General features: G+C 48.3%; 18 protein-coding genes and 1 CRISPR repeat array. Of the genes, 1 reads left to right on the forward strand and 17 read right to left on the reverse strand.

The window, feature by feature from the left end; genetic code table 11:
* Nucleotides 1-8: 8 nt before the first annotated feature.
* The 7 genes from mnmH to TOL_RS10740 all read right to left on the reverse strand — a co-directional run bounded on the left by mnmH (nt 9) and on the right by TOL_RS10740 (nt 4,955).
* Complete coding sequence (mnmH, locus tag TOL_RS10715) at nt 9-1,121, reverse strand: tRNA 2-selenouridine(34) synthase MnmH (RefSeq protein ID WP_041588478.1); 1,113 nt, start codon at nt 1,119-1,121, stop codon at nt 9-11.
* Nucleotides 1,118-2,152 carry a selenide, water dikinase SelD gene (gene selD / locus TOL_RS10720; protein ID WP_144055444.1) on the reverse strand — a complete coding sequence of 345 codons (1,035 nt, stop codon included), beginning with the start codon at nt 2,150-2,152 and terminating at the stop codon, nt 1,118-1,120. The genes mnmH and selD overlap by 4 nt, the downstream gene beginning before the upstream one ends.
* Nucleotides 2,153-2,287: 135 nt before the next feature.
* Nucleotides 2,288-2,707, reverse strand: coding sequence for a hypothetical protein (locus TOL_RS10725; protein ID WP_015487344.1), 420 nt, complete (start codon nt 2,705-2,707; stop codon nt 2,288-2,290).
* A 208-nt stretch (nt 2,708-2,915) separates the two neighbouring features.
* Complete coding sequence (locus TOL_RS19040; protein ID WP_015487345.1) at nt 2,916-3,089, reverse strand: hypothetical protein; 174 nt, start codon at nt 3,087-3,089, stop codon at nt 2,916-2,918.
* On the reverse strand, nt 3,086-3,607 hold the full coding sequence (locus tag TOL_RS10730; RefSeq protein WP_015487346.1) for a hypothetical protein: 522 nt from the start codon (nt 3,605-3,607) through the stop codon (nt 3,086-3,088). The genes TOL_RS19040 and TOL_RS10730 overlap by 4 nt, the downstream gene beginning before the upstream one ends.
* A 333-nt stretch (nt 3,608-3,940) precedes the next feature.
* Complete coding sequence (locus TOL_RS18385) at nt 3,941-4,504, reverse strand: hypothetical protein (RefSeq protein WP_015487347.1); 564 nt, start codon at nt 4,502-4,504, stop codon at nt 3,941-3,943.
* Between the two features lie 193 nt (nt 4,505-4,697).
* Nucleotides 4,698-4,955 (reverse strand): hypothetical protein, encoded by a 258-nt coding sequence (locus TOL_RS10740; protein ID WP_015487349.1) that lies wholly within the window; start codon nt 4,953-4,955, stop codon nt 4,698-4,700.
* Between the two features lie 197 nt (nt 4,956-5,152).
* Between TOL_RS10740 and TOL_RS10745 the strand changes: the two genes are divergently transcribed.
* A complete protein-coding gene (locus TOL_RS10745) occupies nt 5,153-5,395 on the forward strand; it encodes a hypothetical protein (protein WP_015487350.1) in 243 nt (80 codons plus the stop codon).
* Between the two features lie 122 nt (nt 5,396-5,517).
* Here the strand turns inward: TOL_RS10745 and TOL_RS10750 are convergent, their stop codons facing one another.
* The 10 genes from TOL_RS10750 to TOL_RS10795 form a co-directional block, all read right to left on the reverse strand.
* Nucleotides 5,518-6,087 carry an imm11 family protein gene (locus TOL_RS10750; RefSeq protein WP_015487351.1) on the reverse strand — a complete coding sequence of 190 codons (570 nt, stop codon included), beginning with the start codon at nt 6,085-6,087 and terminating at the stop codon, nt 5,518-5,520.
* A 2-nt stretch (nt 6,088-6,089) separates the two neighbouring features.
* The gene (locus TOL_RS18390) at nt 6,090-6,716 is read right to left on the reverse strand and encodes an AHH domain-containing protein (protein WP_015487352.1); all 627 of its coding nucleotides are present in this window, start codon (nt 6,714-6,716) and stop codon (nt 6,090-6,092) included.
* 221 nt (nt 6,717-6,937) lie between these two features.
* Nucleotides 6,938-14,642: a CRISPR direct-repeat array (repeat unit 32 nt; unit sequence GTTTCTATCCGCGCGCCCGTGAAGGACGCGAC).
* A gap of 188 nt (nt 14,643-14,830) precedes the next feature.
* Entirely contained in the window at nt 14,831-15,124 is a 294-nt protein-coding gene (cas2, locus tag TOL_RS10760) for a CRISPR-associated endonuclease Cas2 (RefSeq protein WP_015487353.1), read from the reverse strand.
* A gap of 1 nt (nt 15,125) precedes the next feature.
* Entirely contained in the window at nt 15,126-16,142 is a 1,017-nt protein-coding gene (gene cas1c / locus TOL_RS10765; RefSeq protein WP_015487354.1) for a type I-C CRISPR-associated endonuclease Cas1c, read from the reverse strand.
* Nucleotides 16,139-16,765 carry a CRISPR-associated protein Cas4 gene (gene cas4 / locus TOL_RS10770; RefSeq protein WP_015487355.1) on the reverse strand — a complete coding sequence of 209 codons (627 nt, stop codon included), beginning with the start codon at nt 16,763-16,765 and terminating at the stop codon, nt 16,139-16,141. The genes cas1c and cas4 overlap by 4 nt, the downstream gene beginning before the upstream one ends.
* A gap of 15 nt (nt 16,766-16,780) precedes the next feature.
* Entirely contained in the window at nt 16,781-17,641 is an 861-nt protein-coding gene (cas7c, locus tag TOL_RS10775; RefSeq protein ID WP_015487356.1) for a type I-C CRISPR-associated protein Cas7/Csd2, read from the reverse strand.
* Nucleotides 17,625-19,385 (reverse strand): type I-C CRISPR-associated protein Cas8c/Csd1, encoded by a 1,761-nt coding sequence (cas8c, locus tag TOL_RS10780; RefSeq protein WP_015487357.1) that lies wholly within the window; start codon nt 19,383-19,385, stop codon nt 17,625-17,627. The genes cas7c and cas8c overlap by 17 nt, the downstream gene beginning before the upstream one ends.
* Complete coding sequence (cas5c, locus tag TOL_RS10785; RefSeq protein WP_015487358.1) at nt 19,382-20,038, reverse strand: type I-C CRISPR-associated protein Cas5c; 657 nt, start codon at nt 20,036-20,038, stop codon at nt 19,382-19,384. The genes cas8c and cas5c overlap by 4 nt, the downstream gene beginning before the upstream one ends.
* A 326-nt stretch (nt 20,039-20,364) precedes the next feature.
* Nucleotides 20,365-22,635 (reverse strand): CRISPR-associated helicase/endonuclease Cas3, encoded by a 2,271-nt coding sequence (locus tag TOL_RS10790; protein WP_015487360.1) that lies wholly within the window; start codon nt 22,633-22,635, stop codon nt 20,365-20,367.
* 95 nt (nt 22,636-22,730) lie between these two features.
* Nucleotides 22,731-23,594, reverse strand: coding sequence for a helix-turn-helix transcriptional regulator (locus TOL_RS10795; RefSeq protein ID WP_015487361.1), 864 nt, complete (start codon nt 23,592-23,594; stop codon nt 22,731-22,733).
* Nucleotides 23,595-23,735: the final 141 nt, after the last annotated feature.

The raw sequence follows: 23,735 nt of genomic DNA on the forward strand, positions 1-23,735 counted from the left end.
ATAGAATCTTATCTAGACCCTGAGTTATTAAGTAAGTAATCACGTACTTCATTAGCAGAACCGCGAAATACAATACGCTCTGCCTTTTTATTTAATTGATAATCGTACATAGGATCGTAATACAGCTCTAACATGGGGCGAATCCAATCGCGATGCTGGCTATTATCACCGGCTTCATGCGCTGCAATTGCCGCCTCTAAAATAGCCGAGATTTCCGCATGACGAACACCTCCTAAACGCTTGCGCACACGCTGCATAGAATCGCGCAGATCCGCAGCAAAACCAGCAAAGCCTAACTCTTCACCCTCTTGCGCTTGCCACTCGCCGAGCTTATGCAAAATATAATTATTAAAACTGTGCTCTACGCGATCTTCTAATTCGGCATCCACCACAACCACACCCGAACCTTCCATACGCGCACGTAAAACTGCAGGTAAGGCACAGCGGCCAATGAGCAGACTTTCATCTTCCAAAATAATCGACGCCGAATCATTACCCGCTAAATCATGATCTTTGCGTAATAACTGAATCGCTAAATTATTTTCAAAATCAATTTGCGAAGGCTGCCCCGCCGGACGCTTGCCAAACGTGCTGCCACGATGATGGGCCAACCCCTCAAGATCAATACTATTGGGCAAGGTATTTAATAAATCAGTTTTTGCACAACCCGTGCGGCCCGATAAAATAATGGCCGAACGCTGATCGACAACGCGCTCTAACGTATTAATTAAAAAACGCCGCATGGCTTTATAGCCACCGGTAATACGTGGATATTCGCAACCGGCCTCGGCCAACCAGCGCTGGGTAATTTGGCTACGCAAACCACCCCGAAAACAATACAAATACCCATCGGGATTCGCGGCCGCAAAGGCCAGCCACTGTTGCACGCGCGCTTCTTTTACAGCGCCAGACACTAACTCGTGCCCAAGCTTAATCGCTTCGTCTTGGCCTTGTTGCTTATAACACGTACCGACTTTTGCACGCTCGGCATCCGTCATTAACGGCAAACTCACCGTGTGCGGAAATGCACCTTTGGCATATTCCAGTGGCGCACGGGTATCCATCATGGGCGTATCGCGCAAAAAAATGGCGCTAAAATCGTTTGTATCAGGGCGACTCACGCCAGCACCTCGATGCGTGCTGAATTGTTAGTGTTGGTGGCCACGAGCTCACCAATACAACAACAAGGTAACTCGTGTTGCGCTAATACCGCCTCTACCGCACTCGCCTGCTCTGGACGCACCGCCACCAGCAAACCGCCACTGGTTTGTGGATCGCACAATACTGCACGCTGTTCATCGCTCAGCGGCGCAAGCTTATGGCCATAACTCTCAAAGTTACGAGTCGTACCGCCGGGCAAACAGCCCAACGCTATATAATCTTTTACTGGGCCAAGAGTTGGGACATCGCCATAGCGCACCACCGCGTTCACACCGCTGCCTTCACAGATTTCTAACAAGTGCCCCATCAGACCAAAACCGGTGACATCGGTAATGGCCTCAACACCCTCAATAGCCGCGAAATCCGCACCGGCTTTATTCAACTGGCACATCACATCACGCGCTAAAAATTCGTGCTCTGGCTTTAGCTTCTTCTGCTTCTGCGCCGTGGTTAATACACCCACACCCAACGGCTTAGTGAGATACAAAACACAACCCGCAGACGCGGTATTGTTTTGTTTAAGACGCGATTTTTCGACGATGCCCGTTACCGCCAAACCAAAAATCGGCTCGGGCGAATCAATGCTATGGCCACCCGCCAACTGAATACCGGCATCCATACACGCCTGACGGCCGCCATCGACCACCTGCTGAGCCACCTCAGGCGGCAACACATTGATTGGCCAACCCAAAATCGCAATCGCCATCAACGGCTTGCCGCCCATGGCGTAGATATCGCTAATGGCGTTGGTCGCCGCGATACGGCCAAAATCGAACGGATCATCCGCAATCGGCATAAAGAAATCGGTGGTGCTTAAAATTACCTGACCGTTACCAATATCGTACGCCGCCGCATCATCCTTGCTGCTATTGCCCACCAGCAAGTTGGCATCCATAGGAATGTTCAACTTTGACACCAAAATGCTATCCAGCACCTTAGGCGAAATCTTACAACCGCAACCCGCACCGTGGCTGTATTCGGTTAAACGAATAGGATGGGACGTAACCGGCGTGTTCGACACAAAAACCTCAAAGCAAGAATATCTGAGGCCGCATGATACCTGAGAGGGAGGGCAAAATGTAGGTGACTAGACCCAAAGAGAATATGAACAAAAACGCTCTTTTAGCTATAAGAGCTCGGGATTAACCCCATTACTGCGCAGCCAGCCTTCATCTAGCTGCCACTTCACACTAGAAACCGCATCAAAGCCCATAACGATACTTCCAGCCTTGCTTTGTATCTCGGCCATTCGCTGCTGAGCTGCGAACATTTCCGGCGCACCGACGGGCACCCCTTTTAGCTCTGGAAATAACAGCACCAACGCCTGCGAAGCCGCAAACGCAGGCGAACGCGGCGTGCCCATCGTGGCCACCCCATTCTCAACCTTAAATACCCGAAAACGATAAGGATACGCCGCCACCTCGGCATTGTTACTCAAAGCAGAATTCAGCTTCGCAACCTCGGGGCTTTCGTAAAAATACCAAACCAACCCGATAAGCAGCAGGCTACTCAGCACGATTAAATAATTACGGGTAAATTTATCCATGGGGTTTTGGCCTTTTGTTTGATACCTGAGTATACCGCCCAAAGATTCTGCATCCTATGGGTACACAAGTTTAAAATTAACGGCCAACTCACACTGTTAGGATGTTCTTGGACTGACGACGGCAAGCTTAGGTGCTGTCATTTTGTAAGAGCGAAACTTTTTCGCGAGATACATTGCTCGTTACGCGTATTTATTTACCTGCTAGCAATTAATACGGCGCCATTAACGTAAGATCATCGGTTTGGCGCACACCAAAGAAAGCCGACTCATCCACCAATAACGCCGTCGTGCATCCACCGACAAAAGTAACCTCAGAAAGAAGATCATCCAAAGCCAGTGCAATATTCTTCAACTGAGCAATATTGATATCGTATGCGCTCATAACGTCCCTTTAATTAGCTTTGTCAGCAACTCCCTTGCGATTGCCAACTCTCTTGGTTTGCCTAAGCGCACGGCATCTATCAATGCCAATGCTTGATACATCAGCGCGTTATTACTTGCGGCCAACGGCGCTGAATCGTGAATTGGGGCAATCATCACCCCCTCTATTGTGCCTTTTGGCTGCTGCCAGACCGTTGCAGGCGTTGGCGGCAAGATATCCGACTTCACATGAGGGCAATTCCACGCCGTTGGCACGCCACGACCAAACCCGATTTGCTCAACCGGATAGGCGTAACGTACGCCGTAGCAAAGCCACTCTAGCAAAGCACCACGCTCAACAAAACGACGGCCATCACGAACTACTACTAGCTTTGCAACTTCTAAGCGTTGCAAACCTTTGCTGAACTCGCTCACGCTGATACCAACCAACGACGCAGCTTCACGCAACGGCATCACAAGCTGCTGTTGATAATCGGCCCATAGCTTAAGCGCTATGAGCGTGTCTTGTGGTTTTAACATCTAGCCTGCCTCTACTGTTATGTTTCCAATTTCGAAACGAGAAACAGACTAGATCATATAGTTTATAAAAGTCAATTGGTTTGTACCTACAAACAAAAGAGACAAACCCGATCGATCACCGCATCCCGCAACACTGGACAACATATTATCTCTGCACCAAGAACTGTATCTAATACACCGATCTTTGGATTCGCTATACGAGTTTGTTGAATACCACTTGATCAGCAAAGATGCATCGCTCGCTGCGCCCATGGTATGCATTATTCGGGATAGATTAAGGCAAGCAGGACTGCGCAACGAGGATGTATTGGTGCCAAATGAAGAGCAGATGTTTTAATACGGCGCCATTAACGTAAGATCATCAGATAGCAACAAACCGGTTAAGTTTTGCTCTTTAATTACCATAGCGACTTCCTTACTAAAGTAGGTATCTGAGCAAACTTTATGAATACCAGTCACACAATGATCGTTAAAACCTTCAGAAAACTTTAGGCTGGAAACGCCAGCAAAAATATCTCCATGCATCCGATAAGTGACCTCAGAGTCGGAAAACTGACGAATATTCGTACAGTGGTACAGATACCCTGTTTCACCCAGTAATTTCACGGGTAGAAATTCACCAAAAGGCGACAAAAGAGATACTAGCGATTCATAAGCACGTTTAGTCATAACGACTAAACCCAACCTCCAGATAGATAAATCGGGTAAATCGACAGTGCCTTCATTATGAAATACTTCAACTTCAAGCGGCTTCCAAAACTCTTTCACAGCAACTGAGGATACCGATAATCTCATAGCTTCAAGTTCGCCAATAAAAGGGTCGAGTAAATCAAGAAAGTTACTGTTATCAATAAAGTAAGATTGATACTTGTATAAGTCATTGAATAGTTTAAACATGAATCACTCCTTCACTGCCGATGGCGGGAGCATAACATATGGCTCTTGCTTCCCATCTCTTAGCAAAGCTTGAATAACGTTGAGTTGGCTTCGCATCGCAAACTCCGAAAGCTGATTGACTAATAGTCTAGAGACCCAATCTTCGTAGTTATAGGTGTGTATTTCAGAGTGGGCCATACATTGTCGATGGATGTTAAGACATCGTAAGCTTTTTGGTCATTGGGCTTATTTGCCCAGCTTCAGGCAGCTCTTCACCGGTAGCGAGCCAATAGCAATATTCTGGGCATATGTACTTCAATGCTTCAACTTCAGAAACTCTAAGCTCAGTTCGCCCACTTTTAACGTTTTTCCAACGATCTGCTTTAATGCCTGTCCGCTGTTCTAGGAAGGGCGTTTTCAGCTTTTCAGTATCCATTAATAGAGATAATCGTTCGCTTGGTGTCAGCTTCATAGAAAAATACAATCGGGTAGTTGTTACTCGTTATATTGATAATAACTACTCGATCCTTTAATGTGTGTGGGTCAACTACCTAAGTAGCGACATTGAAAATTACTTAACCCAGCATCCTAGCACGAAAGCCCAGAATTCAGATATTCAGGTGCATCGGGCATAGGCACTGTATTGCCATCGACTACTGGAGTATGGACATGACAGAACTCGATCGATCACCGCATCCGGCAACACTGGACGACGTATTATCCCTGCACCAAGAACTGTATCTAATACACAGATCTTTGGATTCGTTATACGAGTTTGTTGAATACCATTTAATCAGCAAAGATGCATCGCTCGCTGCGCCCATGGTATGCATTATTCGGGATAGATTAAGGCAAGCAGGAGCACGCTACGAGGAAGTATTGTCGGTGCCGAATGATGAGCAGATGTTTTGAGAATAGTAAGGACAGAAGCTGCCTGTTCGGCAGTGCACATTAAAGAGGTTTGGGATTATGAATTGCGTGATTGTCTAAGACGCTCCACCCAAGTCAACCGCTAAATAGAACTCAACACAGATCTAGTCTGAACTAATACAATTTATTTGCAGAAAATTTAGACCGGTTAGACCTTCGTCCTCACACAGGCTCTTAAATCCCTGAGTAACAAAGCTATGAACTAACTTTTCTTCTTTTAACTTGAAGATTTCGACTTTATTCAGTTGATCTTCAAGAATATCGAAGCCAGCCTTCCCGAAGTGAACACCAGAATCAATTATATCCACTGCATTTGAACAGTCGACTTGATCACCATTCAGAACCTTAAGTGTATTGAACATATAAAATGCGCAACCATTTACGGTTAGAGGGAGAAACTCGCCTGCCATACCAATAAATTCTGAAAATACACCGTAAGCTCTTTCATTTAATATCAAATTACCCAAGGCCCAAACCGACATATCAGGCACAGATTTAGTGTCACCGGAGAAACACTGACTTCTATAAAACCTCCCCTCAGGTTCAACCCAATCAGATAACCTCGGTTTTGCCCTAAATCTTTGACTATATCTAGGCATTTTTTCTAGCAAGTCTTCTACATCAAAGTCAAAGGAGTAGAATCTTTCAAAATCAGGATCTAATTGATAAATCATATTCACACGTTCTTTTTAAGCCAGTCATTATACTCAGCCTCATCAATCTCTTGTTGAAGCTTAATCTCGTCTTTAATATTGCCGTGTAAAAGCTGTACACGAACTGTATTCAAGAAAGCTCGCACCTGAGCACCATCATCAAATGCTGTAACGGTATTCTCAAGCCACCTATAATATCGCTGCCTATGAATCCTGTTATGACCAATAGCATCCGGATAAATCGTTGCTCTAGCATCCGCTTTTGTCTTTGGCATCCAAGTGCCATTATCAGGATCATCAATTCTTATCGAAAAATCATCATCTGCGATAAGCAACCTCATGGCTACTGCCTCGCGATGTATTGTGGACACGATATGATGAGCCTCCCATTTGGGACCAGGGCGCGAAAATCCACTAATTCTTAGGAATTTACCCAACATTTCTGACGAGTGACGCTCCCGCATCAACTCTGCAGTAGTCATCTGAAAGCCACCTTCACGATACTGTTCAAGCTTTGCTGCCAAGCGGGCCCGGTTCATTCTGGCGAATTTAGATTCGACTCGCTTGAAGGTCTTGTAATCGTTATCAGCATGACTCTTCGACTTAGCGTCAGCTACTGTTTCTCGCAAGACGTCCTTGATAGGGTTCATTAATTCAGTCCTTTAGATAATATCGAGTCGTAATATAACCGAATCGGTAATAGATAAAAATTATACTGAGTTTCATAAAATCACGCAGTTATTGGTGTAAACGCTGACAGAGAACTATAGAGTGGTCGAAACTAACGGGGAAAATGAGTTTCAGTTGTAGGTTTTCTAAGCTGCCTGTTCGGCAGTGAACCATCAAAGAATGTTGCATCATAGATTGTCTGGTTTCTATCCGCGCGCCCGTGAAGGACGCGACATAGCGTAAATATCATTACTTATATTGCGCAACTGTTTCTATCCGCGCGCCCGTGAAGGACGCGACGATTTTTCTCGTCCTCTCCGGTGCTGAATTGCCAGTTTCTATCCGCGCGCCCGTGAAGGACGCGACCAAATTGCATCAGAATTAACCGTAGCGGGAAAAGTTTCTATCCGCGCGCCCGTGAAGGACGCGACCTGAATCATTTTAGGCATCCATGTGCCGTACCATGTTTCTATCCGCGCGCCCGTGAAGGACGCGACCCCAGATTTTAACGGGCTGCGAAGCAGTCCACTTTGTTTCTATCCGCGCGCCCGTGAAGGACGCGACATATCTACTCGCAGTGTAGAGACGTTCAGTTATGTTTCTATCCGCGCGCCCGTGAAGGACGCGACCCGCCGTAGCAGACTCTGTACCGGCTAACCAATCTGTTTCTATCCGCGCGCCCGTGAAGGACGCGACATCTGGCGTTAGGACTGGATCCCACTCATACAGGTTTCTATCCGCGCGCCCTTGAAGGACGCGACTCGATCAACCCGCGCGGGGTCTTGATGGGTATGACGTTTCTATCCGCGCGCCCGTGAAGGACGCGACACGAGAGTCAGATTTTAAGCGAGGGCGGCCAGCTAGTTTCTATCCGCGCGCCCGTGAAGGACGCGACATGATGGGGGCGATGGTTCACAAGCAATGTTCAGTTTCTATCCGCGCGCCCGTGAAGGACGCGACTTTCAGCGATAAAGCAGCCTGACGGCGTTTTAGGGTTTCTATCCGCGCGCCCGTGAAGGACGCGACATAGCTCGGTTTGTGTGAGCGGGTTGGTTTCTTGTTTCTATCCGCGCGCCCGTGAAGGACGCGACTTGGCGCGATGGCATAGCTCGGTTTGGTTTCTTGTTTCTATCCGCGCGCCCGTGAAGGACGCGACTGCTGAATATTGTTCGCCATGTTGCTGTTGAGCAGTTTCTATCCGCGCGCCCGTGAAGGACGCGACCGGGTTGGTTGAGAGCACGCTTAAAACTGAGAACGTTTCTATCCGCGCGCCCGTGAAGGACGCGACTAATTTGGCGCGGCGTATTGCGGAAGGGTGTGCGAGTTTCTATCCGCGCGCCCGTGAAGGACGCGACAGGCCCGCACGACGGCGCTGTTGCGTATAGCTTTGTTTCTATCCGCGCGCCCGTGAAGGACGCGACGTGCGTTCATGTTGCGGTGACTGATAAGGTCTTGTTTCTATCCGCGCGCCCGTGAAGGACGCGACGTACGCATTCAAAGCGATGGCGGCAATTTTCTTGTTTCTATCCGCGCGCCCGTGAAGGACGCGACACACTATAAAGAGCTGGATAGCGTAAACGTTAACTGGTTTCTATCCGCGCGCCCGTGAAGGACGCGACCGGCTAATGCCTCGTAGCCATTCCAAAAAACGGATGTTTCTATCCGCGCGCCCGTGAAGGACGCGACCTTGAGTGATGCGCCCATCTTGCTGCCGAAAACCGTTTCTATCCGCGCGCCCGTGAAGGACGCGACCTTGAGTGATGCGCCCATCTTGCTGCCGAAAACCGTTTCTATCCGCGCGCCCGTGAAGGACGCGACAGACCGCGGCGCTGTCGCCATAGCGCCCGTCTTGTTTCTATCCGCGCGCCCGTGAAGGACGCGACTAACGGCTAGAGCGCTGCGCACCAGTGGTTTACAAGTTTCTATCCGCGCGCCCGTGAAGGACGCGACGATAAGCGGTTGGGCAGATGAGGCTGACACTATTGTTTCTATCCGCGCGCCCGTGAAGGACGCGACCGAAGTGGGTTAGCTCGTATTCAAGCGCTTTTGCAGTTTCTATCCGCGCGCCCGTGAAGGACGCGACGACCAACTAATAAAAATATGGTCAGTGCCAGGTGGTTTCTATCCGCGCGCCCGTGAAGGACGCGACTCGCGGCATCAATTACCGCCGCCACGTTACGATGGTTTCTATCCGCGCGCCCGTGAAGGACGCGACCGACGCTGATGTAAAAGCCGCCCAGGAACAAACTGTTTCTATCCGCGCGCCCGTGAAGGACGCGACGCGCAAAGAAAAAGACGAGTTAGCCGATGATTTAGTTTCTATCCGCGCGCCCGTGAAGGACGCGACGGTAAGGCGTATAACGATTTGGCGCAGTTTACTAGTTTCTATCCGCGCGCCCGTGAAGGACGCGACTAGTGGCCAAGCATTTGCTCGAGCACGGCACTTGTGTTTCTATCCGCGCGCCCGTGAAGGACGCGACCGTATGGCTTGCCAATTGGGGCGCGTAGGCACGGTTTCTATCCGCGCGCCCGTGAAGGACGCGACGCAGCAGCATATAGCACTAAGCGACTTACCGAGTTTCTATCCGCGCGCCCGTGAAGGACGCGACTCTGTCGATCCATCTGCAACAGTTATGACAACCTGTTTCTATCCGCGCGCCCGTGAAGGACGCGACCGAAGCCGATCGCACCGCGCTAACCGCAGTTTTAGTTTCTATCCGCGCGCCCGTGAAGGACGCGACGTCGCGCACTTTTTTCTGTTCTGGCTCTCGTGTCAGTTTCTATCCGCGCGCCCGTGAAGGACGCGACCTGCGACGAACTCTCGACAGCCATGGAAGGCACCGAGTTTCTATCCGCGCGCCCGTGAAGGACGCGACTCAATATCCCCAAGATTCATTGCTAAATCCATAAGTTTCTATCCGCGCGCCCGTGAAGGACGCGACCTCCGGTTGTCACAGCAAAATGCCCTTGCTGTAATGTTTCTATCCGCGCGCCCGTGAAGGACGCGACCTGGCGATTGATCAAGCCGCTTTAATCCTGATACGGTTTCTATCCGCGCGCCCGTGAAGGACGCGACCTATCTCGTTCCGCTTCCAGCGAGACATTTCTAGTTTCTATCCGCGCGCCCGTGAAGGACGCGACGATTCGCGCCGCATTTGCCGGTCGAGATATGCCTGTTTCTATCCGCGCGCCCGTGAAGGACGCGACCTGATTGCCACCGGATAATGTGCGTTGGCATTCCTGTTTCTATCCGCGCGCCCGTGAAGGACGCGACTTTACGATAACCATTTCTCTTAGCTTGTCATTATGTTTCTATCCGCGCGCCCGTGAAGGACGCGACGCTCGCCGTCGATTATCACTTTATCACCGGCATGTTTCTATCCGCGCGCCCGTGAAGGACGCGACCTGGAGACCATTTTTCGTACTGCCCCTGGTCAATGTTTCTATCCGCGCGCCCGTGAAGGACGCGACGTTATTGCGAAATTACGGAGTAACTGATTATGAGTTTCTATCCGCGCGCCCGTGAAGGACGCGACTTGTTGTGGCCCTCGATAAAATCAATCATTACGGTGTTTCTATCCGCGCGCCCGTGAAGGACGCGACATTCGCTCTGCTACGCAACGCACTGCAAGGCAAAGTTTCTATCCGCGCGCCCGTGAAGGACGCGACCATATGGAATCAAATATCCGAGATAAGGGTATTGATGTTTCTATCCGCGCGCCCGTGAAGGACGCGACCGAGTTGTTGTAAGCCACTTTTGTTTTTGAGTATGTTTCTATCCGCGCGCCCGTGAAGGACGCGACTCTGCAATGCGGTTCTGGAACTGACGGATGCACAGGTTTCTATCCGCGCGCCCGTGAAGGACGCGACCAGCATTCTTAAAGCAGCTAAGAAAGGCTGATAAGTTTCTATCCGCGCGCCCGTGAAGGACGCGACTTTACAACGCTGTTACGAAAGGCATGGAGTTTGCGGTTTCTATCCGCGCGCCCGTGAAGGACGCGACCTTGAGGCTCAGCAGTTGAAAATTGAACTAAAAAGTTTCTATCCGCGCGCCCGTGAAGGACGCGACCAATAATCAGTAAAACCAATACGGAAACTGTTATGTTTCTATCCGCGCGCCCGTGAAGGACGCGACATGTCACGATCAGTAAACAAAGTCACACTTATCGTTTCTATCCGCGCGCCCGTGAAGGACGCGACTCTCGACTCATGATTCCCAGTCACTCACTTTTTGTTTCTATCCGCGCGCCCGTGAAGGACGCGACGTCGTAACGCTGCGGCGACGCCACCAGTGCAGCGAGTTTCTATCCGCGCGCCCGTGAAGGACGCGACAACCATCATGTTGTAACGCTCGCCTTTTTGAGGCTCGTTTCTATCCGCGCGCCCGTGAAGGACGCGACAATATCAACGCGAGTGCCGAGCGTTAACTCAGAGTTTCTATCCGCGCGCCCGTGAAGGACGCGACGCGTCGGCTGGTATCGCTGCCGGTGTCGCGGTGGGTTTCTATCCGCGCGCCCGTGAAGGACGCGACACCAGCGCGGCGAGATATTCAAAGCGATAACTCAGTTTCTATCCGCGCGCCCGTGAAGGACGCGACGCGTTAATGCAGCTGCCGCGATTGCTTCTTCTTGTTTCTATCCGCGCGCCCGTGAAGGACGCGACCGCCTACAAACCGCAGGCTGTGAAGTAACGCGCTTAGTTTCTATCCGCGCGCCCGTGAAGGACGCGACACGTCAACTAGCTGCCTTTTCCAGTTCCGAAACAAGTTTCTATCCGCGCGCCCGTGAAGGACGCGACCATTGAGACGATGATCACGAAGGCGATTGTCTACGTTTCTATCCGCGCGCCCGTGAAGGACGCGACACATATAGCCGGTGATACTCCCGTGCCCACCTTGGTTTCTATCCGCGCGCCCGTGAAGGACGCGACGTATTCCCAGTGCTGACCAAACGTCACACCGATTGTTTCTATCCGCGCGCCCGTGAAGGACGCGACTTGCCAAATTGGATGCACATAGCTCGTACTATGCTGTTTCTATCCGCGCGCCCGTGAAGGACGCGACCCCCACGCAGCAGCAGTTGTTATTGTCGGTGATTGTTTCTATCCGCGCGCCCGTGAAGGACGCGACCAACTTCATCACTTTCAATACCTTCATCGCCTTCAGTTTCTATCCGCGCGCCCGTGAAGGACGCGACATATCTCATTCAATCGCCATGCAATATCCGGATGTTTCTATCCGCGCGCCCGTGAAGGACGCGACGCACTTAACATCAGTGAGCAAAGTAACAGCTAGAGTTTCTATCCGCGCGCCCGTGAAGGACGCGACGAAAGCACAGGGGGTGTGCCGTCAGATGACACCAGTTTCTATCCGCGCGCCCGTGAAGGACGCGACTTCAGCACCAGACAATACGCGACACACGGAAAAATGTTTCTATCCGCGCGCCCGTGAAGGACGCGACAGACCTTTTAACTCTGCCAATATTCGATTATTTGTTTCTATCCGCGCGCCCGTGAAGGACGCGACGACTGTAAAATTTGGCAGTGTAGTTCTTACTGAGTTTCTATCCGCGCGCCCGTGAAGGACGCGACTTCTTCTGGTTGAGAAGTTGGAGCCGCTAATACTGTTTCTATCCGCGCGCCCGTGAAGGACGCGACGGGGGTTCAGTTTGTATTCGCTAGCAATTGCGAGTTTCTATCCGCGCGCCCGTGAAGGACGCGACTCGGCAAGCATGTGAGTGTTCAAGCATTCAAAGAGTTTCTATCCGCGCGCCCGTGAAGGACGCGACATTCTGAACTGTAAAATGTACCGCGAACCCTAATAGTTTCTATCCGCGCGCCCGTGAAGGACGCGACACAAAAACACGACACGTGACGAGCTTCTTTATATGTTTCTATCCGCGCGCCCGTGAAGGACGCGACAGTAGCCATTAGATGCAAAGCATTCTTTGAAGCCGTGTTTCTATCCGCGCGCCCGTGAAGGACGCGACCTAATATCTGTATTAGCGCACATTGCTAAGATTGTTTCTATCCGCGCGCCCGTGAAGGACGCGACCCGCCCTTGCTGACAGGCTTGATGTGATCAATGTGTTTCTATCCGCGCGCCCGTGAAGGACGCGACAATGAGTAAGAGGGTTGTTAAAGAATTAAACCAAGTTTCTATCCGCGCGCCCGTGAAGGACGCGACCAGATGGCGAGTTTAAGTCTCAAGTGTCTAATCTGTTTCTATCCGCGCGCCCGTGAAGGACGCGACGTATAAATGCCTTTTTGGTGGTCGTGGCGGCATGTTTCTATCCGCGCGCCCGTGAAGGACGCGACAATATTGAATGTTATCAATGCTATTGTGGCCATGTTTCTATCCGCGCGCCCGTGAAGGACGCGACAGTTATATTCCCGTATAGGGATGAAGTCTACAATGTTTCTATCCGCGCGCCCGTGAAGGACGCGACCCAGATAGGTCAACACGCTTGCCAGCAACTGATTGTTTCTATCCGCGCGCCCGTGAAGGACGCGACCCATTCGCCACACTTAAAAGCAAAGCCGGGTTTTGTTTCTATCCGCGCGCCCGTGAAGGACGCGACATAGCCTGCGCAGTTGAAGAAAGAGACTTCTCTTGTTTCTATCCGCGCGCCCGTGAAGGACGCGACAAAAATCACCGGCGACGCCGTTGAGCATTACCGGTTTCTATCCGCGCGCCCGTGAAGGACGCGACGAGGTAGCTATATTATTGAGACCGACGCAATCTGTTTCTATCCGCGCGCCCGTGAAGGACGCGACCTCAAACGCTGCTAGACCTAATTCGGTCCAAGCCTGTTTCTATCCGCGCGCCCGTGAAGGACGCGACTTAAGGAGTGCCCCAGCAGCATAACTACTGGGGCGTTTCTATCCGCGCGCCCGTGAAGGACGCGACGGAATGGTTTACCAGTAACCTGACTAGCTAATAAGTTTCTATCCGCGCGCCCGTGAAGGACGCGACGAGGCGATTCGCGGATTCAGCTTTAATCAGTATGTTTCTATCCGCGCGCCCGTGAAGGACGCGACTCTTTCGCTCATAGGTGTTTCTCAACGCTCACATGTTTCTATCCGCGCGCCCGTGAAGGACGCGACGTTGTTTAATGACAACCATCCCCGACTGGATAAAGTTTCTATCCGCGCGCCCGTGAAGGACGCGACTTTGCATACCGCCGAACACAAACTTCCCTTTCGATGTTTCTATCCGCGCGCCCGTGAAGGACGCGACCAACAGCCGGGTGGCGCATCTGTATCATTTTACCAGTTTCTATCCGCGCGCCCGTGAAGGACGCGACCTTTGGTATCGGGTAAAGGCGCTTAACAATTTCAGGGTTTCTATCCGCGCGCCCGTGAAGGACGCGACTTTCAGGGGTTCCTGCGCTTGCTACTTCTGTCGCTGTTTCTATCCGCGCGCCCGTGAAGGACGCGACTTGGCACTGAGTTTAATTTGACGCCTGAGAGATTTTGCGTTTCTATCCGCGCGCCCGTGAAGGACGCGACGGTCTTGCCGATGACCTAACCGGCAAAACAGCAGTTTCTATCCGCGCGCCCGTGAAGGACGCGACTTATATGCAAAATGCATTCTATCTTGATGTACCAGTTTCTATCCGCGCGCCCGTGAAGGACGCGACGAAGTTGTTGCTGTTGAAGTTAATGAGAGACTTGGTTTCTATCCGCGCGCCCGTGAAGGACGCGACGAGCACCCATACCAAACAACTCGGCGGCGATGCGTGTTTCTATCCGCGCGCCCGTGAAGGACGCGACAGCCCGAATATCAAGCCTAGTCTGCGTCATAGCCGTTTCTATCCGCGCGCCCGTGAAGGACGCGACTCCTGAAGGTGAGTTCAAGTCTCAAGTATCCAATTTGTTTCTATCCGCGCGCCCGTGAAGGACGCGACTGTTCAAGTCTAAGTTGTTAAAGAACATACGAAAAGAGTTTACTTTCCGCTAACCTTGCTAATTTACTTGACGGTAAACCTAAAGAATCAATTAATTCTAAATAAGTTATTTAAAATCAGATAGTTACGATATCGCTAAACCTATGGGGTTTTACTGAGAACCACAGGTAAGCGGAGAGATTTTTGATTCACAAAATCAAAGTGCTATTGTGAGGGTCGATAACCGCTTTCGCACCAAAGTGCTCTACTTTCTCCCGCCCTTTTTTACCCAGATAGTAAAAACGAAGGCTGTCTTCATCAGAATCGTAGATACAAAGCAGTTCGTTTTTTAACTCTACAAACTGAGCTGGAGTAACTTCACATTCAAACACAGAGTTCTGAACACGGGTGCCATAGTCAAGGCAAACTTTGGCGATATTACGCAGCCGCCTGCGTCCATCGGATGTGGTTACGCTGACATCATAGGTTATTAACATCAACATATTATTTCACCAGCCACGGAGGGTAATATTCCATATCTCCGCGTAAATGTCTGGCCAGTAAAGTAGCTTGGCAATGCGGCAATAAACCTAAAGGGATCTTTTCTTTTAAATATGGATGCAATAATTCTTCTCTTTTCCGTTCCTGAAAATGCGTCAAGAATGTCTTTCGACCATCATCGGTCAATCGTACTGCACCACTGGCTTCGTGGGTGAAATCTTTTAGTTTTAGCTGTTGCCGGTTGATTAAGGTTAATACCAATCGATCAGCCCAGCCTGCTCTAAATTCTTCTAATAAATCCAGTGCCAAGCTCGGCCGGCCTGGACGATCTTGATGAAGAAACCCAACATAAGGATCAAGCCCGACTCCTTGCAAGGCTGACACGCATTCTTGTGTAATCATCGAATATGCAAAAGAGAGCAAGGCATTCACAGGGTCTGTTGGTGGCCGTCGCACTCTTCCATTGAAGTTAAAACCGGGACTTCTAACTCGTTCCTGAAAGCTAGAAAAATAAGCACTCGCAGCATCACCTTCAATCCCCATCAAAGAACTCAGTGATTCAGCATGCTTAGATCTTCGTAAACTGGTGGCCAACTTGTCAGCCGTTGATAACAGATTTGGGTTTTCACCATGATTTCTTAGATCACGTTGCAGTACTGCTCGGCTATTTGCGATTTTTGCTCCAATCATTAAACGCGCGACATTTAACGACTGCTCTTCGTTGTCCGCCACACGGTATTGAGTACGTCGTAATAGAACATTGCCGGTTTCCGGCCCCTGCATACGTACAAGAAATCGACCGTATTCAGTAAAAAAACTTAACCCAATCCCCTGCTCTGCTAAATACCCCATCAAAAAAGGAGAAACTGAAACTCGACCAAAACATAAAATATTGGTTAATGCCAAAGAAGGAAATTGAGCAAGCTTGTCATCACCTTGCTTAATAACGATGGTTTCGCGTTCCTTATGAAGATAGGTTTCTTGGCGAGTTATATAGAGGGTATTGAGCAGCTTTTTCATGATTCAAATATCGTCCTGATATAAGTGGCCGAATGATCCTGTCGGAAAGCTTCAGGCTCGCAAAGATCCACTAAAGAACAGGCTTTACAGCGTTTTTTATCAACAACTGGCGGCGGCGTTCGTCCCTGTGAAAGCAACTCTTTAGCAGCATGAATGGCATCTTCTGTTTCTTTACGAAGAACAGAATCAATAACGATTTTTTCCCGATGTCGGGTTTCCCAATACCAAATAGCGCCTTCGGTTACAGTAATGCCCCGCATTTCCTCTAAGCAAAGTGCTTGAGCGCAAACTTGTAAACGATCCCAATTTTGCATTTTTGCTTTGCCACGCTTGTACTCTACAGGTCGAAATTCAGAGCCACTGGCAGTTTGCTCAACTTCCAGTAAATCCAATTTACCAACCAAACCCAATCGTTCAGACTTTAGCTGCACAGCGCGTTCAAAACGAACTTTACCGCGCTGCTCAGGATCTCCTGCATCCACTCGTTGATGCAGGAGATTTCCCTCGGCAGTGAAACGGTTATCTGCCCACGCTTGCTCGACATGTATCAAAGCAAATTGACGTGGGCAGTAGGCGTAGTGTTGGATGGCAGATATGAATAATGTTATTTTCTGATTATCCATACCCTTTCCTTCTAATTAACCTAGCTTACGAATCAGTTCAATACCTTCAGGCAAACCATTCTCTATGACATCCACTTGGTAGGCATCAAAGGATCTGGCTACATCGACTTCCGGCTTTTTAGTCACCTTCACCCGATCAAACAGGCTCGCGGCTGAGGCATTGCCTAACTCGTTGCTGTGTTTGAAGATATACAGGCCACGGGGACTCATTTCACCACGACTGGCTGAACGGTCATGGTCAAACATTTGCTCTAATGATTGCCAAAACAGGGTTAAATCTTCTTCACCGAAGCCAGTTTGATTAGCAAGATTTGCTGAGATAAAGCCTTTACACAGATACAAACCATAGGGCACGGTAAATTTCCGTCCCATCGTGCGGTTATCGCCCTTCTGACTTTCTGATTCCTTCTCAGTAGTTACAGCCATACGGGTAATGCTGTGCTCACTGGCAACAATAGGGTCAATTGAGCGTGAGAAGGTTAATTGAATTGGCCCACGCACTTGCCCTGCATTTTTTCCCGTACTCATAACAGCACCAAAGGTACGCACGTCAAAGTAGTTATCACACATCCATTGTTTTGCTGCTTCCGTTTTATCGCCCTTTTCTTTACTGGCAACGGCTTCTTGTTCGTGTGACTCATCAATCAAATTGTTCAGAATAGCTTTTTCTTTAACAAAGATTTTGTATCCTGTTTTTTCTTGCTGGGTCAGTTGCACGAAGTTTCTGACTTTACGCTTTAAGCATACGTCTGTTACTAAACCCATACCTGTTTCGGCATCTATTCGTGGCAAGTTACCCGCATCGGGATCACCATTAGGATTTCCATCCTTTACATCAAAGAGGTATAAAAAGTCGTATCTATTCTGCAAGCTCATGAGTGCTCTCCTTTTCTGGTTCAGTTTTAGTTTTATAAAAATCTTGTTTCTGGTGGTAATAACCAACGGCGAATAACGCCTGTTGTTCTAGATTCAGGTGCGATGGAAAGGCGGGTATTAATTCCATTACTTCACCAATCCTCTTCTCTGCATTAACTCGCCAACCTGGTTGTTCTAGTTTTTTCAAATGATGGTTAGACAATCGAATTAACGTACCAAAGACACTTCCAGGTGTACAACTAGCGCTAGAATAATAACGATCTTTAATGGTCGCATTTATTCCTGGCTGTGCATCTTTCTGTAACTTTTCCAGCACGGCAAATAGCCGCCCTAGGCAGTACCCTATCTCAGTATTTTCTTTATCTAGTGACACTGTTAATTCCCTCTGTTTGTTTAGTCGATAGCGACGTGTCAGGTAGGCTTTTAAACCACTAACACGGTTAAAGGTAATGTGCCCCTGCTCTGCTTTGATACGACGAGTCAAGGACTGAATATAGGTTTCTGGCAAGGGGCTATTATTCAAAATAGCTCTAAGTAATTCTGTCGGTAAGTTAGGTGAGACATTATCATCTTTGTATTGTAAGGCCGTCGCTCGAAGCAATTTTTTAAACATGGGATAACCAAATTTATCTCGACCATCAATATCTAAATCTCGAAACCATTGAGCAATATTTTCAGAAAATTCAGCGACTGTACCCACACACCAAAAACGAATAACAATTCTTGCGGAGTTTGGGGATAGCCCAAGCAGATAAAATCGCTCTGTAGCATCATCCTCTTGATAAGCGCCATTAAAAACAGTGTTAAATAAGGCGGTGACCATGCCTACACTTTTATCCGGGTCATCGCCATCGTCCGTTAGAAAGGCGGGCAGAAGGTGTTCTAAAGGGCTGGTTTTCTCTGCCCAGCAGATAAATGTGGTATCTAACAAACGAAATTTATTGGGCGAACCTTTACGCAGTAAATGATTGAGAGCCGTTGCGTATTTGAAACTGGCATCCACACTGACAGGAAAGTTAAAGGCTTTGTTTTTTCCATAGGAGCAGTAAGCCGAATCATTAATAGCAGCTAAAGGGGCTGGCTTTTGAGCCACACCGGAAATAGCATCATGCAGGCGCACAATAGAGGCTTTTTCTCCTGTTACCAGACACAAGCCCTCTGCTGTATCTTCGTCCGGCAAGGGTTGAGATTTTACCCAATCAACCACTCCTGGAGATTGGCAGACAAGGTAGTCTTCACTTGCCAGTTTAAAAGCCATATTGCAGCCTTTAATTTTCAAGCACTCAAGCCAGTATTCATGCTGCTTTACCATATCTATTTGTTCTGCTGAGTTCAGGAAATGATAAACAGCAGCCACCCCTTCATCATCAGGTAGATCAGTATGTAATTGCTGTATTTGGGTTTTAAAACTCTGGTGTTGTTTTTCGGCATCATCAATGGCTTTTTTATTTGGCTGTGCATCTGGCTTATCAAGCTTAGGTTGATTAAGCACATAGCCATAGTGATCCCACAGCAAATAGGCGGTTTCGTAGGATTTTGCACCACTACGACCCTTTCCCTGTGGTACTTCAAAGCTTTGAGGCTGAATTCTTTTATCTTCTATCTCGCCCGTTCTTTCCAAATGAATAAAGCGTCCTTCCTTGTCAATAATAATCAGAAATGGGATGGCTTTTTCTTCAAAGCCAAAAGGGGGTAGCTCTGATTCTTTGCGGTTATAATATTCGTTCAGTGATTGCAGTATCATCCCCTTACCTCCTCACTGTTTTTCGCAGGTACTTGTATTACGCCGTTTTGCATATCGGCATTGAAGAATAACGGAATTGTTTCTTTAGCTTGATAATCCATATCGTAGAGCATCCAGCCTAAGGGTTTAGAGTCAGGAATTGCAGCTAGCTCTTCTGCTCCTTCCTCAATCAGGCGAAATTCACAACTGAACTCTCGGCAACCTAAATAGGGTTGATTAAAGCACTGGCCTTTTTTCGCACGACGTTTAAACATTTCTGCAAACTTGCCTGGGTTATCTCCGGCGTCAGCTTTGCTGGTCATGTCGAAGCTGGCATGTAGGCGATATGCCACATCCTTGAGTATCAGACCTGCGCGTTGCTGGCGTTGCTCTTCTATGTATTGTACGGGCAGCTCTCCACCCTTCATGCCCTTATTGACGTTCCCCACTGGTAGCACCGAACCCACTTCATTACGCCGAATATTGACCCAGCGAATAGGTTTCAGAACTTCTATTTTATGGATATTCCACTGAATGGCAGGCTTCCACAGAATCGCCTCAAAGATGGCACGCGCCGCCGATGGAGTAATCACGTCATAGCTAACGCGCTCTACTTTCATTTCTGGCCGTGTAAAGCAGGCGTAATCGCCACTGACCTCTATACAAAATCCCATTGTTGCTCCTTTCCTTCACTATCAATTGGTATACAACCAAACTGCCCCTAAAAATACCAAAGCAGAAATCACCAGCCCCCCCCCAAAAGCGGCTGGCTGGATACTTCTCCAGAACTTTAAGCGCCTCGGGTATCCAACCAAGCCCCATAGCATATGCCCCACAAATAATCGCGATAAGCATATGCTAAACCTAAATATCCCAACTTTCAATTCTAGGTAATATTAAGTAATATAACCTTGTCGCTCCTGAATCGGGGGTGCGGATAGAAACTAGGTAATATTCATTACTTTCTGTAGTACACAGGGGCACTTCGGTGCCCCTTCTATTAAATCACCCCATCTAATAAATCGTCAGGGCCATAAACTCCCCATACAGAATCATAATACTTACTCATAAGTACCTTTAACCCAGCACGTTGCTCTATTGCCCCGATTTTAACCAGTTCATGAGCTATTCGCTCAGGCAGGCTGACGGTATAGCGTTGTAGCTTTTTATAGATCCACTTTTCCAAGGGGTCTCTTTCCAATTGCTCAATCCAGGTTTCCACAGGGCATGTGCTCCCCTCTTTTGGCTGAAAAGGTACGATCACTGAAACCCCTTTATCATCTATTAATCGAAACTTTTCAGCAGCACTACGGAACTGAATTGCCAGTTCATTTTTTTGAGTGACTTTAACTTTTAAAAATTCCGATAGTATCTTGTGCCTATCTCTATCCGCCTTATTGTTTAGGGCTTTGAAATAACGAAGGAAGGAGCTTGGAGAGAGAGGGTCATCCAATAAACCTGCGCCTATCATCTCTAGGGTGGCACTTTCTCCATCCCTCAAAAACCCAGGCGGTGAAGGTTGCTCAGGCTTAAAAACAATCACTCTTCCTGATTCCAGTTTGCCTTCACGATTACAGCGCCCTGCCGATTGCGCGATGGAATCCAGCCCTGCTATCGCTCGATAAACCACGGGGAAGTCTACATCGACCCCCGCTTCAATAAGGCTCGTGCTCACCACACGTAACGGACGAGTATCGCCTGCCCTTCTGGTAGCCAAACGGTGTTTTATTTGTTGAATGACGTTCGTTCTGTGTTCAGCACACATATTGGCAGAAAGATGTAAATTGTTACCATCATTGGGTAATTGGCCATAAAGATCTTTGGCATTTTTTCGGGTGTTGACGATGGCCAACACAGAATCTTCTTGTGATAGCTGTTCAGCAACTTCAGGCCAGGGTGTTATGGGGGCATCATGCTTTGGTAATACCACCTCAACTCGTTTGAGTTGTTGCGCTAACTGGGTTGGGTCACTAACTATTTCCCGTATGTTATTTAATCCATTGAACGTGGTACGACCAAGGTAGTCCTGTGCTGCTGATAAATCCGGTTGTGTTGCTGTACAAAGCACCCAGGTCACGCCAAAGTGATCAGACATTTGCTGCATTACCTGAGTAATTGGCGCTTGGAACTCACGCGGTATTTGCTGGGCTTCATCCAGAATAATGATGCTATCCACCAGATTATGCAGCTTGCGACAACGGCTGGTTCTTGAGGCAAATAAAGATTCAAATAGCTGGACATTAGTCGTTACGATTAGAGGGGCATCCCAGTTTTCAGTCGCCAACCTTGCTTTTGAGTTTTCTTCTCCAGGGTCAACATCTAGGCTGCTGTGATGTTCTAAGACAGATTCATCACCAAGAAACTGTCTAAAAACCTCAGCATTTTGTTCAATAATACTGGTAAAAGGAATGGCATAAATAATCCGACGTTTATTAAACTTTTTCGCATGACGTAATGCGAATGACAAGCTGGAAAGAGTTTTTCCGCCTCCTGTCGGCACCGTCAGACTAAACAAGCCGGGCTTTAATACCGCCGCTTTATTACAAGCAGCCAATATTTCATTTCTTATTTTTATCAGAGGTGTATCTGGCGCATTTTCCCGTAGCTTTGATATTTCTTTATCAAAGCGAATAAGTAGATCATTTAAGTCAGGGTAACTTCCCCGCTGTTTGGTTTTCTCTGGAGCCATATAGGATTCTGTATCACGAAAGTCGGCATCCACTAAGCAGGAAAATAGAATACGAATCCAAAGTGGAAGCACATCCTTATTTTGAATAAATGATGGAAATTGAGGCGCTGAAAACTGAAGAATATCGTCTGGAATTGCCTCTTGTAGCGCTTCCTGATATTCCTGCTCGCCATCCTTCAATCGATATTTGAGACTGCCCCTGCCACCTTCCCAGTCTGGTAAGCCTGCATGATGACCTGCAATCATATAGGCAACAATATGTCCAACGATTGGCGGCAAAGAGCTCACAGCATGAATAGCACCTGCCGTAGAATGGGGTGCGCGTTGGCTGTTCTCAATATGGGCGTTCTCTCTTTCAAAGCCGGATTGATAACGAATATAGTCTTGAAAGCGCTTTCTATATTTCCCTAGGTCATGCCACTGGCCTGTAAGTGACGCCCACTCTATTGAATTTTTAGGAGCAAACTGGCCAGCTAATTCAGCGGTTTTGATCAAATGTTCTGCAAGATTATGAGGTACATCCCAATCACTAGAGTTCATTTTCTGCTTTACATGAGCGACGTAGTTGGTCAGCTTTTTCATTACTTTTCCAGTTTTGTTTGCTGAGATTATTTCAGCGTTTCCTTTGTGACTCTGCAATCACTGTTCATAAAAACATGTCGGATTTTCAAGCAGGTTCAGGTTAGGTATTTTTCTATGTCGTTTTGGCATTCGGGGGTGAGCATTATTTGCTGTGCTTCTGCTTTTTCTCGCAGTCGATCAAGGCCTAGATACTTCAGTGTATAAATCAATAATGCCGCGCGTACTGTGTATTGGCATTGGTAGCGCCCTTCGGCGTTTTGGTTCATGCAGTAGTCGTAGGCGACGATGTCTTTCTTTGATTGAATAAGCCGAATGTCGGGTTCTATGGTTAAGGTTACCCAAGTATTCCAGCGCTCATCGTCTTGTTCGCCGTATTCTGCGGGGCCTTCGTCGTCATATACATCGGTAATGCGCGACAAGACAAAATCGCGGAAATCCTGGTTTTTTTCGCATCTGGCACGCACATGAAAGCGTGCTCCGTCGTGTATTAGATTATGAGGGCTAATAATACGCCCTTCATACTCAGGGCTATTCATCGAAAGATAAGCGATATCTAACTTGCGCTTATTTTGAATGGCGTTAAGAATTGGGCGTACGATTTCAGGTCGGGGGGCCCGTCCAAATTGACGCATTGGGAAGGTATCTTTCAATGTCCAACCTGTCTGTTCATCAGGTAGGTCCGCTTGAAAAAATCCGTAGATGTACTCTTCTAACGTGCCAGTGGTTAACTGTGGGGTAAACTTTTCTGTTGTTAGGTGTGCTTTCGCGCTGGCATCGTAGGTTAGATTGCTTGGGCAGGTGTCGTTGTAACGATTTATGAGCTTGCCACCCAACTCACGTCCTATATTAAAACTTTCGGCTATGTGTTTGGCGTTGATCCGCCCTTCCCATTGCGCGCGCAGCTCTATGTATCTGAGTATTTGTTGATGTTGGTACGATAACGACTCGCGAACTTCCATTGTATATGTGCTCCTTGGTGATTCCTCGGTCACCTTAAGAGCATTTCAGTATGGTGTAAATGTCTTTGGCCGCCTAGGGAGCGGATGCTATGGTGACAACACTTTTGAGGAATGAACTTATGGTTCGTAACGTTAGTAAAA

This window comes from Thalassolituus oleivorans MIL-1, from assembly GCF_000355675.1.
GTDB classification, from domain to species: domain Bacteria; phylum Pseudomonadota; class Gammaproteobacteria; order Pseudomonadales; family Oceanobacteraceae; genus Thalassolituus; species Thalassolituus oleivorans.